The 18,974-nt window shown below is 45.3% G+C and carries 11 protein-coding genes; 4 read left to right on the plus strand and 7 right to left on the minus strand.

Going from position 1 to position 18,974, the window contains the following annotated elements:
* Window positions 1-154 precede the first annotated feature (154 nt).
* The 3 genes from V1467_RS12680 to V1467_RS12690 are packed head-to-tail and all read right to left on the minus strand — an operon-like array spanning window position 155 to window position 3,621.
* Window positions 155-376, minus strand: a complete 222-nt coding sequence (locus V1467_RS12680) for a penicillin-binding protein (protein WP_416305340.1) — start codon at window positions 374-376, stop codon at window positions 155-157.
* Window positions 377-416: 40 nt separating this feature from the next.
* The gene (locus V1467_RS12685; protein WP_416305341.1) at window positions 417-2,924 is read right to left on the minus strand and encodes an ABC transporter permease; all 2,508 of its coding nucleotides are present in this window, start codon (window positions 2,922-2,924) and stop codon (window positions 417-419) included.
* Window positions 2,914-3,621 (minus strand): ABC transporter ATP-binding protein, encoded by a 708-nt coding sequence (locus V1467_RS12690; protein WP_416305342.1) that lies wholly within the window; start codon window positions 3,619-3,621, stop codon window positions 2,914-2,916. The genes V1467_RS12685 and V1467_RS12690 overlap by 11 nt, the downstream gene beginning before the upstream one ends.
* A gap of 19 nt (window positions 3,622-3,640) precedes the next feature.
* Here V1467_RS12690 and V1467_RS12695 point away from each other — a divergent pair, with 19 nt between their 5' ends.
* From V1467_RS12695 to V1467_RS12705, 3 genes are all read left to right on the plus strand, one after another.
* Window positions 3,641-4,255, plus strand: a complete 615-nt coding sequence (locus tag V1467_RS12695) for an arylesterase (protein ID WP_416305343.1) — start codon at window positions 3,641-3,643, stop codon at window positions 4,253-4,255.
* Between the two features lie 67 nt (window positions 4,256-4,322).
* Window positions 4,323-4,496 (plus strand): hypothetical protein, encoded by a 174-nt coding sequence (locus tag V1467_RS12700; RefSeq protein ID WP_416305344.1) that lies wholly within the window; start codon window positions 4,323-4,325, stop codon window positions 4,494-4,496.
* A gap of 147 nt (window positions 4,497-4,643) precedes the next feature.
* Window positions 4,644-8,792, plus strand: a complete 4,149-nt coding sequence (locus V1467_RS12705; protein ID WP_416305345.1) for a PAS domain S-box protein — start codon at window positions 4,644-4,646, stop codon at window positions 8,790-8,792.
* A gap of 7 nt (window positions 8,793-8,799) precedes the next feature.
* Here V1467_RS12705 and V1467_RS12710 read toward each other — a convergent pair whose 3' ends face one another.
* Window positions 8,800-12,294, minus strand: coding sequence for an ATP-binding protein (locus V1467_RS12710; protein WP_416305346.1), 3,495 nt, complete (start codon window positions 12,292-12,294; stop codon window positions 8,800-8,802).
* Between the two features lie 65 nt (window positions 12,295-12,359).
* Window positions 12,360-13,283, minus strand: a complete 924-nt coding sequence (locus tag V1467_RS12715; RefSeq protein ID WP_416305347.1) for a diguanylate cyclase — start codon at window positions 13,281-13,283, stop codon at window positions 12,360-12,362.
* Window positions 13,284-13,663: 380 nt separating this feature from the next.
* Between V1467_RS12715 and V1467_RS12720 the strand changes: the two genes are divergently transcribed.
* Entirely contained in the window at window positions 13,664-14,542 is an 879-nt protein-coding gene (locus tag V1467_RS12720; RefSeq protein ID WP_416305348.1) for a discoidin domain-containing protein, read from the plus strand.
* Window positions 14,543-14,630: 88 nt separating this feature from the next.
* Here V1467_RS12720 and V1467_RS12725 read toward each other — a convergent pair whose 3' ends face one another.
* On the minus strand, window positions 14,631-14,774 hold the full coding sequence (locus V1467_RS12725; RefSeq protein WP_416305349.1) for a hypothetical protein: 144 nt from the start codon (window positions 14,772-14,774) through the stop codon (window positions 14,631-14,633).
* 314 nt (window positions 14,775-15,088) lie between these two features.
* Window positions 15,089-18,967, minus strand: a complete 3,879-nt coding sequence (purL, locus tag V1467_RS12730; protein WP_416305350.1) for a phosphoribosylformylglycinamidine synthase — start codon at window positions 18,965-18,967, stop codon at window positions 15,089-15,091.
* Window positions 18,968-18,974 lie beyond the last annotated feature (7 nt).

The following is an 18,974-nucleotide window of genomic DNA, read 5'->3' on the forward strand; positions in this document are numbered from 1 at the left end:
TTTTAGCTACCGGTAGCAAAGCTTAATGCCCTTTTAAAGTTGTATCAATTTGTAATCAGAAAGCATTTATGAGACACACACAGTCAAAATCGCCTGCAACAACCCGGCAGGCGTTTCAATCTATGCCTAACAAAAATAACTGTAAGAACGTCGACTAATAACAGGAATTAGGTGAGCTGTGCGGGTTTACCTCACCATCAACTTCTTCGGGATCGACGTCATTGACCAGCAGCACTTCCCGGACAGTTTCGATATGCTCAAGAATATGCTGATAATTATCACCATATTCATATTTAGTCACTTCAATCGCCTTGGGCATATAACTGAACGCCACTTTTAACGCCCAAAGTGCCTCATCACTTAATTTTTCACTCATATATTTTTCTCCCCGGGATGCTTGCTGACGGCACAGGCTACTACACCATATTACGCAGTAACTGACTGGTATTAAGTGATAATAAACGCCAGCAACTGATTGCACCTAATATCCCCACCACTAACGCGCCTACCAGGGGTGCCAGTATCCAGAATTGCCAATGCAGCGTAAATTCCATGTCAAAAATCTGGCTTTGTAATAAATATAAAGTGAGTTCGTTGGCCAGCGCCGCCATCGCCCCGGCAACCACACCAATAATCACAAACTCGAAGATCACACTAAAACGGATCAAACTGCCTTTGGCACCCAAGGTTCTTAAAATCGCCAATTCCTGCAAGCGTTCATCCATGCTGGCCTGTACCTGCGCTATCAACACCAGTGAGCCGGCACATAGTACCAGTACCAGGATAAACTCCACCGCCAGAGACACCTGATCAACGATGTCGCGCAACTGGTTGATTCTGGCATCCACGTCAAACAGGCTAACGCTGGAAAACGGTGCCATTAATCGGGTTAAGTCTGACTTGCGCTCGTCGCCCAAATGAAAACTGGTAATATAAGTGGCGGCAAAATCACGCATCGCCTCAGGTTGAAAAATAAAATAAAAGTTTGGCTTCATACTCTGCCAGTTCACTTCGCGTAGACTGGTGACCTTGGCTTCCAATATCTGGCCACCAATATTGAACGTCAGCATATCTCCAAGCTGAATATCCAGCCGCTCGGCAATTTTTTCTTCGACTGAGACTTCTTTGACATCATCTGTTTGCTGACCAAACCATTGACCAGCCACAATTTTATTACCCTCCTGAACCTGTTCAATCCAGGTTAGCGCAGCTTCCCGTCCCAAACCGGCTCGTCCTTCGTTCTGGCCCTCATCATCTTCCTTGGATACTGCCGTTCTGACTGATTCACCGTCAATTACCGACAAACGGCCGCGGATCATCGGATACAAGTCACCGGTTTTCACCTTCAGGTCGGCAAAATGTTGTTTTACTTCCGGTAACTGCTGCTGGGTAATATTGGCCATAAAGTAATTAGGCGTACCTTCCGGTAGCTGATCGCGCCACTGGCTGACCATATCGTTGCGCATCACCAGTACCACCAACAGTAACAACAAGGTAATCGAGAAACTGATTAGTTGAACGGAGTTATCCATTGCCCGACGACGAATCCGGGCCCAGGCCAATTGCCAGGCACCTATGCTACCCTGTCCCAACTTCCTACCCAAGCGAATTAAGCCCATGGTCACAAACAACAATAACAACACCAGCAATATGCCGCATCCAAACAGGATCAGACTAATTTTGATATCACCACTGTAGGCCCACATCAGCAATAAAATAGCGGTTCCGGCAGCAACAAACTGGATAAAACGGGCGCTGATATTCGCCCCCATATCGCGACGCAGCACCCGTAATGGCGGTACCGAAAACAGTTTTAACAATGGATAAAGAGAAAATAATACGGCGCAAACAAAGCCGGTAAACACAGCGACCAGCACCGGTCGCCAATACCAGGAATCCAAGTTGACCGGCACCTGTTCGGCAATCGCCAAAATCACACCTTGTTGAATCAGATAGCCAAACAGCACACCTAAAATAATACCGGTTAAGGTGATTAAAAAAATCTGCAACAAATAGATTTTTTGCACCAATGCCCGACTGGCACCCAGGGTTTTCATAATGGCGACAGGATCAAAATGGCGCTGACTGTAACGTTGCGCAGCAACGGCAATCGAAACCGAGGCCAACACAATAGCTAACAAACTGGCTAACAGAAAATAACGCTCTGCGCGGCGTACCGAGCGGCCGATAGCCGAATCATCATCTGCCACCGAATACCAGCGTTGTAATTCACGGTTTAATTGTGGTTCCAGCCAGTCATAATAATCATTCAGGGCACTTTCATCGCCAGTAAAAAAATAACGATAACCGACTCGGCTGCCTGGACCGGCAATATGGGTCGACTCAAGATCAACCAGACGCATCAATACCAGATGATCATTGCCAAATACACTAAAACCCCGATCCGGGATGTCCGCCACCACCTTGCTGATCGTCAGCAACGCATCACCGATTTCCAGCTTGTCACCTATTTTCACCCCTAAAACCTGGAATAAACGGGAATCAATCCAGATTTCGCCGCTGGCCGGCAGTTGATCTGTTTCCTGCGCCAGCTCAAAAGGCTGGTTGCTGAATTTAACCTTGCCTTTAAGCGGATAATTTTGATTTACCGCCCGCACATCGGCCAGCACCATTTTATCGTTGGCAAACACCATCGAGCGCATAGCGCGTTGCTGGGCATGTTTGAGGCCATCACTTTCCGCCTTGGTTATCCATTCAGCATCGACCGGTTTGGACGAACTCAGCCCTCTGTCAGCCGCCATAAACTGGGCACTTTTCTCGGTTAAGGCAGACTGTAATCTGGCGCTGAACATCGACAATGACAATACCGCAGCCACGGATAAAATAATGGCTACAAGGATAATGGTCAGTTCTCCCCGTCTTGCTTCGTGGCGAAATAAACGCCATGCCAAACTAACCCACACGACTTTGTTCCTCAACGGATTCAGCAGTAGATGCATCAGATTCAGATAGCTCGCCACCATGCATATGTAACTGACGCTCGCAACGCGCCGCCAATTCGGCATCGTGGGTGACTAAAATCAGTGTCGTATCGGATTCCTGATTAAGCCGGAATAACAGATTTTCAATTTTCTCACCGTTTGTTGCATCCAGATTGCCGGTAGGTTCATCAGCAAACAAAATTTTAGGACGGGTAATAAAAGCCCGGGCAATAGCAACCCGCTGCTGTTCACCGCCACTGAGCTGATTGGGATAATGATTGGCTCGATGATCCAGTCCTACCAGTTTAAGTATTTCATCGGCACGTTGCTTGGCATCGGCCAGGCCGCTAATTTGGGCTGGTAGCAACACATTTTCCAACGCAGTCAGGCTTTGTACCAACATAAAACTCTGAAAGATAAAACCGACCTTTTCGCCTCGTAAACGGGCCCTTTGCTCTTCGTCCATCGAATGCAGGGCTAAGCCATCCAGATAAATTTCACCACTGCTGACAGTATCCAGTCCGGCTAGCAAACCTAGCAAAGTGGACTTGCCTGAACCCGAGGCACCGACAATGGCGACGGATTCACCCGACTTGACAATCACGTCAATTGGTTGAAGGATTTGCAAACTTCCTTCCGAGGTTGTTACTGTTTTGGTTAAAGCTCTAGTTTCTATCATCTAACTGAGGATCCTGTTAATGCGTCGCAAAGTGCTGTTTTTGCTGTTACCGCTGTTTTTTTTCTCTGCCCAGCTGCTGGCAGCACAATATAAATTACTTGTTCTAGGCGATAGCCTAAGTGCAGCCTATGGGTTGAAGCAAGAGCAAGGTTGGGTAACTTTGTTACAAAATGCATGGAAACAACAGAATATCGATGTGGTTAATGGTGCCATCAGCGGTGATACCACCGATGGTGGACTAGGCAGATTACCCCGTTTACTGCAACAAACACAGCCCACTCATTTACTTATCGAACTGGGTGGCAATGACGGATTGCAGGGTTATCCGGTAAACAATATGAAAAAAAATCTGGCCGCAATGATTGAGCTGGCACAAAAACAGGGGGTTGATGTGTTTCTGCAGCAAATGCGCATTCCAACCAACTACGGTGCCCGTTATACAAGCATGTTTGAACAAAGTTATGTTGACCTTGCCGAACAATATCAAGTTCCACTTATCCCATTTTTACTGGAAAATATCGCTCTTAATCCTGAGTTGATGCAAAGAGACAGTATTCATCCCAAAGCCGAAGCCCAACCCAAAATCAGTGAGTTTATGCGCGAGCAACTAGAGCCGTATATATTAACCGAATGAACAGATATCACAGGAAATTAAATGATCCCTTATCTATACTGGATCAATCGCAACCCAGCAGGGGAAAATGATGGAAATTAGTTCATCGACAAACTCGTCTATTCCGGCGGCTCAGTCACAACAGACGCCGCCTCCACAACAACAAGCGCAGCAAGAGCAACAAACCGCAGAACTGGAGGCAGCCCGCACAGCACCAGACCCGGAGCAGCGCAGTGGCACAATAATCAACACTCAGGCATAACAACATTCATATTGGAACTGTGCCCTTTTAGCTCGATATTGTCTGTTTGCCGGTATAAGGTTGCATTGTGACTTTAATTAATAAGGACGTTATCAGTATGATTGTGAACCCGCTATTTCAGCTAGTAGTATAGGTGCCATTTTCTGTATGAAGAACAAAATCTGGCGATGGTTCACCTCGCATTTAACTTATTTGCTTATTGCCATTATTGTTGTTGTTCCCACCCTGTTGGGTGGTCGCTATATCTATCAACTCAATAACCAGAATTATATTCAACAGCAGCATAACCATGTAATAGACGAGATAAGTGTCACTCGCGCCAAAATGGAAGGGATAATCAATGCCAATCTACAGGTCATACAAGGGCTGATTGCGGTTATCCAAAACCAACCTGATATTAATCAGGCAGAATTTTCAGACCTGGCCAAACATATCTTTAAAAGCGAGCATCAACTCAGAAATATTGGTGCCGCGCCTGATATGGTAATTTCCATGGTTTATCCGTTTGAACAGAATAAAGCTGCAATAGGGCTTAATTTTATGACGCATCCTGTTCAACGCGCTACCGCATTACAGGCTAAAGAATCGGGAAAGCCGATATTGGCCGGTCCGGTCGATCTGGTTCAAGGCGGACGCGGTTTTATTAGTCGCATTCCGGTCTATATCGAAGATCCTGAGTCAGGTGAAAGCTCTTTTTGGGGGCTGGTATCGGCTGTAATAGATGCGGAAGAATATTTTCAGGCATCAGGCGTAATCGAGCTAGCGTCACAATTCAAGATTGCCGTCCGGGGACGTCATGGACTGGGCGCTCAAGGTGAAGTCTTTTTTGGCGACGAAGCTGTCTTTGCCCAGCAACCGGTAACCATGGACATTAACCTGTCCACTGGCACCTGGCAAATAGCCGCTGTTCCTAAACAAGGATGGAGTACACAGGCACCCAATACTTTTTTTACCATTGCAGTTATTAGCTGTGTTGCGCTGATTATCCTCGTTCTGCTTATGTATATTGTTCATGTATCCAGAGCTCACAAAGAAAATGAAAGTCGATTACAAGGCTTGTTCGAACTCTCTCCCCTAGGTATTTCACTTAATGATCTTGAAACAGGCACCTTTGTTGATGCCAATAAAGCGCTACTAAACTTTACCGGCTATCAAAAGGAAGAGTTTCTCAATCTGGATTATTGGCAAATGACGCCAAAGAAATATGCCGAGCAAGAGAAATTACAATTAGAAAGCTTGTTCAACAGCGGGCAATACGGCCCTTATGAGAAAGAACTGATCCATAAAGATGGACAACTGATTCCCGTTTTACTCAGTGGAATGATGATAAAAGACGCAAGCGGCAGAAAGCTGATTTGGAGTATTATTAAAGATATCACGGCCAGGAAAGCGACAGATCGCAAACTTAAGGAGCAACAAGAACAACTGGAATTGGTGATCGAAAACACTGCAGTAGGTATTTGGGACTGGGATCTGAATACCGGTAAAACAAGCTTTAACTCGCGATGGGCAGAAATAGTAGGTTATCGTCTGGAAGAATTACAGCCAGCCGATATCTCTACGTGGGAAAATTTACTTCATCCTGATGATCTGCAAGAGTCCAATATTCAACTACAACAGCATATCGAAGGTAAAGACCCGCATTATCTGTGTGAAGCCCGTATGCGGCACAAAGACGGACATTGGGTCTGGATCCTGGACAGCGGCAAAATTATTGAATGGAATAGAGATGGCAGCCCGGCACGAATGGTCGGTACCCACCTGGATATTTCAGAACAGAAAAAAGCCCAGCTGACTGACGAGAAATCCCTTAGATTAAATCTGGCCTTGTCGGACATTATTACTAACCCGCAAGTCATAAATAACGATTGGACAGCAGCTTATCGTGTTGTGATCAAACGCGTAGCCCGTGAACTGGATGTAGAGCGATGCAGCCTATGGTTGTTTAACCCCGAGCGGGACAAAATCAATTGCGTCAGTCTGTACATAAACTCGTTAAATGAGTTTAGCCAAGGAGGACAGCTCAACCGTCAGGATTATCCAGCCTATTTTAACCGCCTCAGTCAACAATCCATTGTGGTAGCGGATAGCGTTAAAGAAGATCCTGCAACATCCGAATTTATCCATAACAACTCCAAATCGGCCGATATACAAGCCATGCTAGATGCGGTTATTCCTGGTGCAGACGGTATGAGTGGCGTGTTATGTATTGAAAATACTTTATCAATACGGCGATGGGATCGGGCAGACAAGAGCTTTGCCAGTACACTCGCCACTTTACTAGGCAGCTTATACGCCACTCACAAACTGAACGAGGCCAAACAGGAACTTAGTATAGCACTTGAACAGGCACGCGAGGCAGCCAAAGCCAAGAGTGACTTTTTAGCCATGATGAGTCACGAAATCCGTACCCCTATGAACGGTATTATCGGTATGCTGGATCTATTACAAAGAGAGGATCTGGAGAAAGATCAGTTTCGTAAAGTCAATGTCGCATCGGAAAGTGCCAAATCTCTGATGATATTACTTAACGATATACTGGATTTTTCTAAAATTGATGCCGGAAAACTGGAGCTATCAATCGTTGAGTTCAATTTATTTAGCTGGCTTGATGACACAGTGCGATCGATGGCCTATCTGGCTGAACAAAAAAACTTGGCATTGATTGTCGATACCACCCAAATAAGGCTTCTCAACGTGCTGGGAGATGCCGTTCGGCTGCGACAAATACTGGTCAATCTGCTCAGTAATGCGATCAAATTTACTGACCAGGGTCATATTAAGATTGTTTGCTCAACAATTGCACAACAGCAGCATATTGCACTGCAAATCAGTGTTATTGATACAGGTGTGGGTATATCACAAGATAAACAGTCACAGTTATTCGAGTCATTTATTCAAGCTGATACCTCTTCAACCAGAGCCTATAGCGGAACTGGCCTGGGGTTAGCCATCTGCAAAAAATTGTGCAATTTGATGCAAGGCGATATTCATCTGAGCAGCCAATTTGGCAGTGGAAGTAACTTTGAATTTAATGTCCAGTTAAACCGGCCTGCGTCTGAACAGCCGTTACCCGATTCGTTACCGCAATCGGAAAAACCGTTAAAATGCCTGGTATTGGTTTCGCATCAAGAACGACGAAACAACCTGCTTCAACAACTTAGTTACTGGGATATTGACGTCGATACCATCGATAATATTAATCTGATTGAAAGCAAATACACGCAGAACCAGGATGTTAAATTAATCATATTAGTTGATATGAAAGACTGCAATGGAACAGATTTGGAGACATTGGCATCTGAGTGTCAACAACATAAATTGGGTTTGTTAACCATTGATTCACTGGCTAATGCTTCAACTGTTCTTACAGGTAGCATAAATCTGAAATGGCCAATCACACTCAATAAACTGCATCAAAATTTGTGTCGTCTGCTCGATGAACCTTCGGCCGTACCCCTGCAGAATCTGAAAAAATATAAAAATCCGCCAAGTAGTAAAACAATGACACAACACCGGGTTTTACTGGTGGAAGATAACAAAGTAAATCAGGAAGTCGCTGTTGCGCTGCTCACGGAACTTGGCGCACAAGTGGCATTGGCGGAAAATGGACAGCAGGCATTGAGCTTGTTCAATGAAAATGATCAATCCTTTGATTTAATATTAATGGATTGTCATATGCCGGTTCTGGATGGATACCAGACATCATTACGGTTAAGGCAAGGTAAAGCCGGTGAGGCAGGAAAAACAGTGCCAATTATAGCGCTTACAGCCAATGCCATGTCCGGCGACGAACAGTTATGCATCGATGCGGGTATGAACGATTACCTCAACAAACCCATTAGTCTGGATAAGCTGGCTGAAAAATTGGACCAATGGTTAGGTATGGATACCTCCAATACCACACTCAAGGAATCTGAGATACAACCATTGAATAACTCTGACGAAAGTGACTGGAATTCAGCCAAAGCGCTAAAAAGCCTGATGAACAAGCAAGATCTGCTGCTCAGATTGACCAAAAAATTTGCCAGTCAATTGCCAGAAAATGCGCAACAAATGGCAGATGCGATAGAATCCGGTGATACCGTTCAGCTAAAATTAGTCGCCCATAGCCTCAAAGGTATCTGTGCCCAACTTGGCGCGGAAAAAATGCAACATATTTGTGCTGATATTGAACTAGCCGCCACTCGCACAGAGCTGGATAATCTGGGCTCATTAGCGGAACAATTTAATCAGAGCCTGGCACGACTATTACCCTTGCTAAATACCTATATCGAACAACACAATAACTCGTGATTTGCCACTATGATTGTGTCGCAACCACCTGTCGCATTAGCTGCGGGTACTGCTCGGCAAAGTCTTGCCAAGCCTGGTTTATTTTGTTCAAATCATTATTTTTAGCGGCACTTTCTATTGAAAAAACAATATGTTCAAGACGAGTCGCAGCAAGGCTGCCCAACGTACCACTAAATCGATGGGCAACTTCGGCTATGATCAAAAAGTTTGCTTGCTCAATCGCCTCTGACAAGGCTTGCTGTTCAATCGGTGCAGTATCAATAAATAACGCAATGATCCTGTTTTTGAGCGTGGTATTGCCATTTATGCTTTGCATCATTTTTGCCTGATCCCAGACAGGATCACCACTCTGATGGCTATCAGACAGCTTGACGTCACTCTCCAGTTTAGTGAACTCCTGTTTGATATTGCTCGCATTTAGCCAGCGCTGCATCGCCACCTCAAACTGCTCGATGACCAGAGGTTTAGTCAGGTAATCACTCATACCCACCTTTAAACATCGCTCTCTGTCACCTGACATGGCACCTGCGGTGATCGCAATGATGGGAATAGATTGATATCGCGTTCCCGCTTCCCCATGACGAATTTTTTGCGTGGCAGTAAAACCATCCATAACCGGCATCTGGCAATCCATTAAAATAAAGATAAACGGGTTGTCATCAGGACATTCAATCAGGGCTTCGATGGCTTGCTGACCGTTTTCTGCCTGCACTACGTCCACATTAAAAGCTTCTAGAAACCCCATAGCCACTTCACGATTAATCAGATTGTCATCGACCAACAGTATTTTGTTAGCAGCTAAAGCCACTTTATCGCCACTGGAGGACGTCTGGGAAATCACATTATTGTCGTTGACTGCCGGATGCCCCGCATGGTTTAGAACATATTCCAGTTCCAGTGGTGATACAGGTTTAATCAACTGCGTAATATTGGTCAACTCAATCGCTTTTAAACTGTCTTTAAGCAGTTGACTGGTTAACGCAATAACCTTGACTTGAGAGTTAGCTGCCAGCCAGCTAAACATCAATTGATGAAACTTGACCAACAATTTACTGTCGACGAGCAGTATATCGATAACCTCGCCGTTATCAGCATGGCTGAAGCACTTCTCCAGCTCTTGGATATCACTAGCCTCGACGACTCCATAACCCAGTTTTGTGGCTAACTTACCCAATGCAAGGCGCGACGCCTGACATGAGTCTGCAATCAACATGGTTTTGTCCTTCGCGTTACAAGCCTCACTGATTTTAGTGTCCGCTGCGACATTCAACACAATATTCATCACAAAACAGCTGCCTCGGGCAGTATCATTGCGTAGCGAGATATCGCCTTTCATCATCTGGCAAAGCTGCCGGGTAATAGACAGGCCTAATCCTGTACCACCAAATTGTCGGGTGGTACTGCTATCCGCTTGAGAAAAGGCATCAAAAATCCCGGAACGCTGCTCTGGTGTTATGCCAATGCCGGTATCCCGCACTTCACAAACCAGCTTGATTTTATTTCCCGATTGTTCAGTTCGAGCACTAAGTTCAATTTCCCCCTGATCGGTAAATTTGACTGCATTGCCGATTAAGTTGGTTAATATCTGTTTTATACGGATACTGTCGCCCACTACCTTGTTATGCCGGATATCAGCCAGATCCAAGATAGTCTCCAGTCCTTTTTCCTGAGCCCGGATCGACAACGAGGTAAACAGGGTTGCCAGGGTATCGGTCAATTCAAATTCGATTTCCTCCAGAGTCAGTTTACCCGACTCGATTTTGGATAAATCCAGTACATCATTGATCAAGCCCGATAGTGTTTCGACACTGCCTTCGGCCAGCTTTAGATAATGAAGTTGCGACTCGGATAAGGGTTGACGCTTGATCAGATTTAGCATGCCGAACATGCCATTCATCGGCGTGCGGATTTCATGGCTCATATTGGCGACAAACGCGCTCTTGGCCCTGCTGGCAGCCAACGCCTGGTCCTTAGCCTGTTCGAGTTCCCGGGTACGCGAAATGACCTGTTGCTCCAGGTTCGCATTCATCAGTTCCACTTTGCGGGCATTAGCTTTTTGCTCAGTAATATCTCGTATAATTGCAGCAACACCGCTAATACCTGTTTGCGTCGATTGAATAGGGGACAACGTGACGGATATATCCATCACAGAGTTGTTATCAGCGTGAGTCTGGACTTCAATGCTATCGACAGTGCGCCCAGCATAGATTTTCTCCACTGCATCGTTAATGTAACCCTGATGTTCTGGAGCAACGACAAGTTGAAACACATTTTTGCCCATTACCTGCTCTTCTGTTAACCCGAACATTTCACTGGCAGCCTTGTTCCATCCTGACACCTTTCCCTCTTTGTTCATCGCCACTATTGCATCAATGGAACCATCAACTATGGCCCGAAACTCAGATAACGTCTTGTTTAAACTCAACTTGCTGTTGATGTAGTTTTGGTAAAGAGCCAACAACAAGACCATCGACAACGTCACCACTAGCAAGGCAATCGCCAAGGTATTCCAGCGGTTATTGATGAGTTTTTTGACCACATTTTCAGTTATTCCTACCACTACCTCCAACCGTCGAGCACCCGCATCTCCGGGTAGCACGGCCTGATCCCGTTGATAAAAAAATGCTAAATTTGATTGAATATCGGTGCTGCTAAAAAAATCTTCAGCTTGCTCAATAACCTTTCTGCCAGGCGTATATAAATCATCCCAGGATGTCGAACGGCCAAGTTCCAGACCAAATTGATTGTCAGCATTAGGGTGAATTACAAAGTCACCGTTGCTATCAACCAGATAAATCTGTAAATCCTGTTTTTCTCGTCCTTTGAAAGTATCCAGAAAATGGCTGGCATTGACATTGATAATCACCATGCCAAAAAATACCTGATGACTGTCAAAAACTGGCATAGCCACCCTGTAGGTTGGCACCAGTGGATACACCAGATGTCCATACTCACGATTCAGGTCAATTCTTGATATATAGACTTCACCCGGTTTCAGTTTTGTCACATCCTGAAAATAATAGCGTTCCGCTTTACTCTGTAATCCTTCGTCAGCCACCACATGTACTTGACCGCCGGTTCGATCAACTCGCACGATCTCCCTACCGTTATCCGCCTTACCAATAAAACGTAACTGGTCGATTTCCTCGTTGATATTGAGAAAAGCCGTAAATATGGTTTCTAACCTTTCACGCCAAAGGCCATATGGAGTTTTATCTTTTGGATCGATTCCATGATTTTGGGTAGCGCGGACCAAACCTTGTATGGGGGGAGTATTATAGAGAAATTTAATTTGGTAATTACTGTGTTTGAACTGCTCAACCAGTAAACTGGTTCTTTCTTTGAGCTCGATAGTTAAATACTGTTGAGATTCTTCCAATACATTCGCTCTGATCTTAACTTTAAAAAAAATCAGTAAAGCAATACAGATAGTGATCACCGCTAAACTACCGGTAATAAAAAAGCGCATCTCAATTTTCTTGCCGCCGCTTTTTAATCGCACACCCAACGAATTCCGCTCCAATATTGTTTTTGTCGTCATCGATTCTTGTCGAACGATGCTATAAGTCAACTACAAAATCGATTACGGCCTTCTGATTTAGCTTGATAGAGCAGCTTATCGGCCCGATTAATTAGCGCCTCTGCATTCTCTTGACCACGCCGATAACAAGCAATACCAATGCTTATTGTCAATCTCCGGGTATCAGAAGCAAAATGGGGAATATTCAACTCTTTTATTGCTCCTTGAATTTTTTGGGCCATCGTCCGCGCGGCGTCAATACCAGTGGCGGGCAAGACACAAATAAATTCTTCCCCCCCATAACGTACAACAATATCCAATGGACGCATTAATACCGACTTGAGTGCAGTTGCCACGCTTTTCAGACAATGATCACCTTCGAGATGTCCATACTTATCGTTATATTGCTTAAAAAAATCAATATCAATCAACAAGATCGATAAATCTTCACTGTTACGATCGGCATGTGCAAGTTGTTTGGAATAGTAATCTTCAAAATAGCGGCGATTATAAATATGGGTTAATCCATCCATATAGGCCAAATCACGTAACAGGTCACTTTGTAATTTAATGGTTAACTGTGCCCGAACACGATGATGCAAAGTCAGCGGATTTACCGGCTTGTTCAGGAAGTCGATTCCCCCTGCCTCCCAACAGTCATTTTCGCTATCTTGATCTGAAACCGCAGTCACAAAAATGATCGGTATATCACGAGTATTAGCTTCTGATTTCAGAATACGGCAGGTTTCCAAGCCATCCAGTTCAGGCATCACTACATCCAGAATGACCAGATCAGGAACCATCTCATTGCAAAGTCTGATTGCATCGCGGCCGGAGTTGGCTACGATAACCAAATAATCATCTTCCAGTATTCCGCACAGAAACTCGGTATTAATGGATTGGTCATCTACTACCAAAATTTTGGCCTGTGACAAGTCTTTTGCCGAATCCAGAAACGTATTTTCGCTCAATATACCATCCTCCTTGTTCTTATCGCCCAAGATTATCCAGAACACCAGCTACCATGCCCTTACAGAGTTCGCCAGTCAATCGTTCGACTATTTATTTGCGAAAAATTAGTTTAAAACATCACTTCGGTTAAATTCGGTCCCACATCAAAAATCGGCAAATCATTGCCCTTTTCTCGAATACGATCCCAATATATCGGCAACGATTAGGACAGGCTGAATGTCCAGATGGGCTTTTGTTATTAAAGTGAATTGTCTTAACTAGGACCTATCTGCATTGCTATCACCTTTGTTGCTGCTGTTTTAACCATAGAATTAAATTTAGGCATATTATTTGCCTTACTAAAATTAACTATACAGAATCATAGACGTAGGAAATATTTGTGATTAAAAAATTTATCAGTCTTGCAGCCTTGGCGGCTTTTTCATTACAGGCGACCGAATCATCTACCGAAGAATATATTGGTAAAATTACCAATGTTTTTCTGGGCAAAACGGGCAACGTCAAGATAGGGGTTAACTTGACTGAAGATGATTATATCAGTTGTGCTGACGCCAACTGGCCGATGTATTTCCCCGCGGGCGAGAGTTACTCTGACAGTTGGCTTGATTTTGTTTTTCAGGCCAAATATTACGGCAGTACCCTGCGCATCGGTTATACGCCCAGTAATGAAAATAACTGCAGTATCGAGTATTTGGCCATAGTGGCTGACGATGGTGTCGACTCAGGCGGCGGTTCCATTGATTCGATGGTTCGGACCGGCTCCCTGGGTAACGTAGCACTTATCTATACCAATAGTCTGGTTGAAGGCAGCTACAGTGCCAGTAACCACTATTCTGATGATATTGCGGCAGCAGCCTTTGACGGTTTTACCTTCTCCGGACAAATCAATGAAGATGCCAACAGCCCTGTGAGTCGTGGTATATGGCTGGTGAAAAAAGAAACCGATCCCAATACCAATGTCGCTTTAGATAACTGGCTACAAATTTCTTATCAGAATACCGTCAAGATCTCCGGCATGCGTATCATGATTAACAGTAAATCGTTAGGATTGGGACGCTTGCCCAGAAACGTTATTATCCAGGCGTCTAACGATGGCAATAATTTCACTGATATGCAGTCGGTTCAGTTGATCGAAGCCGAAGATCAAGGAGTAACTTTCAACTCCGCCATCAGTTTAAAACAGTTGAGGCTAAAAATAGTGTCGAACTACGGTGACAAATTTATTGAAATAGATGAACTGGAACTATTTTCTGAATAAAACATTGATAAAAAAGGTCAATAACACTGGCATCATTGGCGATGATACCGCTGGTCTGTTCAGTGTTATCCTTTGGAATAAAGGCGTTTCAGTATAAAATTGACTGGTGCTGTGGTTGCAATGATATTAATTCAGCAGCATCCGCTTTTGCGCCAAATACCGCTGAGACAATCAGCAATAGAACGGCAAAAAACACCCCATACAATCCGAAACCTTTGGCATTACGATTCATAAACACTCTCTTGCATTAATTATTATTGTTGTTTTGCGCTATAAATCTAAAAAACTTGTTATTGCTCAGATACTAACCAGCATTTTGTAATATTACAACACTGGTATAGACACAATTGACGAAAAAGCAAATAAATAATCAAAAAACAGCAAAATAATGGCTAAATAAGCGTATTTATTGGATTTTTTGGGTGACAACGCCAGATTGAGTTCGACTGGAAATAGTCAATTAACGGCATAAGCCAGCCAAAAAAATCGGTGCCATTGGCACCGATTCAACATAACTATTTTCAGATGGTGGGCTTTTATTGCAATTTAACCAACAAATACCCGGGCATTGCGGAACATTCTCACCCACGGACTATCTTCCTGCCATTCATCCGGGTGCCAGGAGTTAGACACGGCACGGAAGACTCGCTCGGGATGCGGCATCATAATAGTGGCACGCCCATCCTTGCTGGTCAGGCCGGTAATACCTGCCACCGAACCATTGGGGTTCGCCGGATATTGCTCTGTCGGTTGGCCATAATTATCCACAAAACGCAGCGCTACTGCCTGTTGTTGCATAGCTGTTTGTACTGCTCCGGCAGAACTGAACTCGGCATGCCCCTCCCCGTGTGATACCGCAATCGGCATTCTGGAACCTTGCATACCGCTAAACAACACCGAGTTACTTTGCTGCACTTCGACCATTGAAAATCGCGCTTCGAAACGGGCAGACTGGTTAGCCACAAAGTGCGGCCACAAATCGGCTCCCGGGATCAATGACTTCAGATTCGACATCATCTGACAACCGTTACACACTCCCAACGAGAACGTATTGTCGCGATTAAAGAACGCGGCAAACTGATCACTGGCCAAATTATTAAACAAGATAGACTTGGCCCAACCTTCACCGGCACCTAACACATCGCCGTAAGAGAAGCCGCCACAGGCAACCAGTCCCTGAAATTGCTCCAGGCTAATGCGACCAGACAAAATATCACTCATGTGCACATCGATAGCGCTGAAACCGGCACGGTCAAACACGGCCGCCATTTCCACATGGGAGTTAACGCCCTGCTCACGCAAGATAGCGACTTTAGGCGAAATCCCCTTAACAATATAAGGTGCAGCCACATCTTCATTGATATCGAAGCTAAGTTTGGCACTCAGGCCGGGATCTTTATCGTCAAACTTGGCATCAAACTCCTGCTTGGCGCAATCCGGATTATCCCGTAATGCCTGCATCTGATAAGTGGTTTCGGCCCAAACGGTACGATAATAAGTACGGCTGTTGACCAGTACATCGCTACCATTGCGACTAAAACGTACCTGATCGGTATCATTTAACTGACCAATCACATGACTACAAGCTGCTAACCCCTGCTCAGCTAACACAGCTAGCACTTGTTGCTGCTGTGCTTGGCTGACCTGAATTACCGCACCTAATTCTTCATTAAACAGAGCATCTATGTCATCGCCTAACTGATCGAGCTGTACATCCACGCCACAATGACCGGCAAAGGCCATTTCAGCAATAGTGGCAAACAAGCCACCGTCGGAACGGTCGTGATAAGCCAACAGTTTTTGCTCGGCTACCAGTTGTTGGATTGCGTTAAAGAAATCATTTAATAATTCTGGTTTATCCAGATCCGGTGCCCTATCGCCAAGCTGTTTATAAACCTGAGCTAAACAGGAGGCCCCTAAACGGTTTTGCCCTTGACCCAAATCAATCAGGATCAGGCTGGTATCACCTTTATCGGTGCGCAATTGTGGCGTCACTGTTTTACGTACATCTTCCACTCGTCCAAAAGCGGTGATCACCAAAGATAAGGGTGCTGTCACAGCGGTGTTATCCCATTGGGTTTTCATCGACATGGAATCTTTACCCACCGGAATAGTCAGTCCCAAAGCTGGACACAGCTCTTCACCCACGGCTTTAACCGCAGCATACAAACCTGCGTCTTCACCGGGGTGCCCGGCCGCCGCCATCCAGTTAGCCGATAACTTAATGCGCTTTATATCGCCAATGTCGGCGGCGGCTATATTGGTAATGGATTCGGCCACCGCCATACGGGCAGAAGCCGCATAATCCAGTAATGCGATTGGGGTCCGCTCTCCCATCGCCATGGCTTCACCGTGATAAGTATCAAAAGCCGCAGCCGTCACCGCCACATCCGATACCGGCACCTGCCAGGGACCGACCATCTGATCACGAGTCACTAAACCGGTCACGGAACGATCACCAATGGTAATCAAAAAGGTTTTTTCCGCCACAGTAGGTAAACGCAAGATGCGATCCGCCGCCTCTTGCAGGGTAATGTCAGAATAATCTAACGCCTGACCGCTAGCCTGCTGAGACTGCACATCACGATGCATTTTAGGCGGTTTGCCTAACAATACATCTAACGGTAAATCGATAGGTTTATTGTCAAAATGCTCATCGGTCAGGGTTAAATGCGGTTCAACTGTGGTTTCCCCCACAACAGCGTAAGGGGCACGCTCACGGGCACAAATTTGTTCAAACAACACCATGTTTTCTGGTGCAACAGACAGTACATAACGTTCCTGGGATTCATTACACCAGATTTCCAGTGGCGACATGCCCATTTCATCGTTATTGACCTTACGCAGTTCAAAGTTACCGCCACGGCCACCGTCATTGACCAGTTCCGGGAACGCGTTGGATAATCCACCAGCGCCGACATCATGAATAAACTGGATCGGGTTGGCATCGCCCATTTGCCAGCATTTATCGATCACTTCCTGACAACGACGTTCCATTTCCGGGTTATCGCGTTGTACCGAGGCAAAATCCAGATCTTCATTGGATTGACCCGATGCCATCGATGAGGCTGCACCGCCCCCAAGACCGATATTCATTGCCGGTCCACCCAATGCAATCAACTTGGCACCAGGGGTGATTTCGCCTTTTTGCGTATGGGATTTACGAATATTCCCCAAGCCACCGGCCAACATAATAGGTTTATGGTAACCGCGAATTTCTTCACCGTTGTGGCTTACTACTTGTTCTTCATAGGTACGGAAATAACCCAAAATAGCTGGACGACCAAATTCGTTATTAAATGCTGCGCCGCCTAAAGGGCCGTCAATCATAATATCGAAAGCCGATACGATACGCGCAGGCTTGCCGAAGTCGGTTTCCCACGGCTGTTCATAACCGGGAATACGCAAATTCGACACTGAAAACCCCACCAGACCGGCTTTAGGTTTAGAGCCACGACCAGTCGCCCCTTCATCACGAATTTCACCACCAGAACCGGTCGCTGCACCGGCAAAAGGCGCAATCGCAGTCGGGTGGTTATGAGTTTCCACCTTCATCAAAATATCAATATCTTCATGATGATAGCTGTATTCACCAGTTTGATAATCAGGGAAGAAACGCCCGGCAAAAGAGCCTTCCATTACTGCGGCGTTATCGGAGTAGGCCGAATGCACAAATTCAGGATGCAACTCAAAGGTATTTTTAATCATTTTAAACAGCGATTTAGGCTGTTTTTGACCATCAATAGTCCAGTCGGCATTAAATATTTTATGACGACAATGCTCCGAGTTGGCCTGGGCAAACATATACAATTCGATATCATGCGGATTACGTTTGAGTTTGATGAAGCTGTCGTACAAATAATCAATTTCATCGTCAGCTAAGGCTAACCCCAGTTTAATATTGGCATCGGTTAAGGCTTGCTTCCCCTGCCCTAACACGTCTACTTCAGTTAACGCTGCTGGCTGATCATGCCGAAACAGCGATTCAGCCTGCTGAAAATCATTCAGCACGGTTTCGGTCATACGATCATGCAATAGCGCAGCAACCTGTTTAAGTTGTGCATCGCTTAACCTGCTTTCGCCCGTCACATAATAGGCACTGCCCCGCTCCATACGTAAAATCTGCGTCAGACCGCAGTTATGCGCAATATCTGTAGCCTTTGATGACCAGGGAGAGATGGTGCCCAGACGGGGAGTAACCAATAATAATTGGCCTTCCGGCTGATGTGCGGCAACCGACGGGCCATAAGTCAGCAACTTATTCACCACATCCAGATCGGAATCGGTCAATGCGCCATCCAGATCGATAAAATGACTGTATTCAGCATAAATATCCGTAACAGGCAAACCATGCTCTGCAAATTGTTTAAGTAGTTTTTTAACACGAAAATCTGACAGCGCTGGCGCACCACGGAGAGTCAACATAAGGAAA

This window comes from Neptunicella plasticusilytica, from assembly GCF_047922965.1.
GTDB classification, from domain to species: Bacteria; Pseudomonadota; Gammaproteobacteria; order Enterobacterales; family Alteromonadaceae; genus Neptunicella; species Neptunicella plasticusilytica.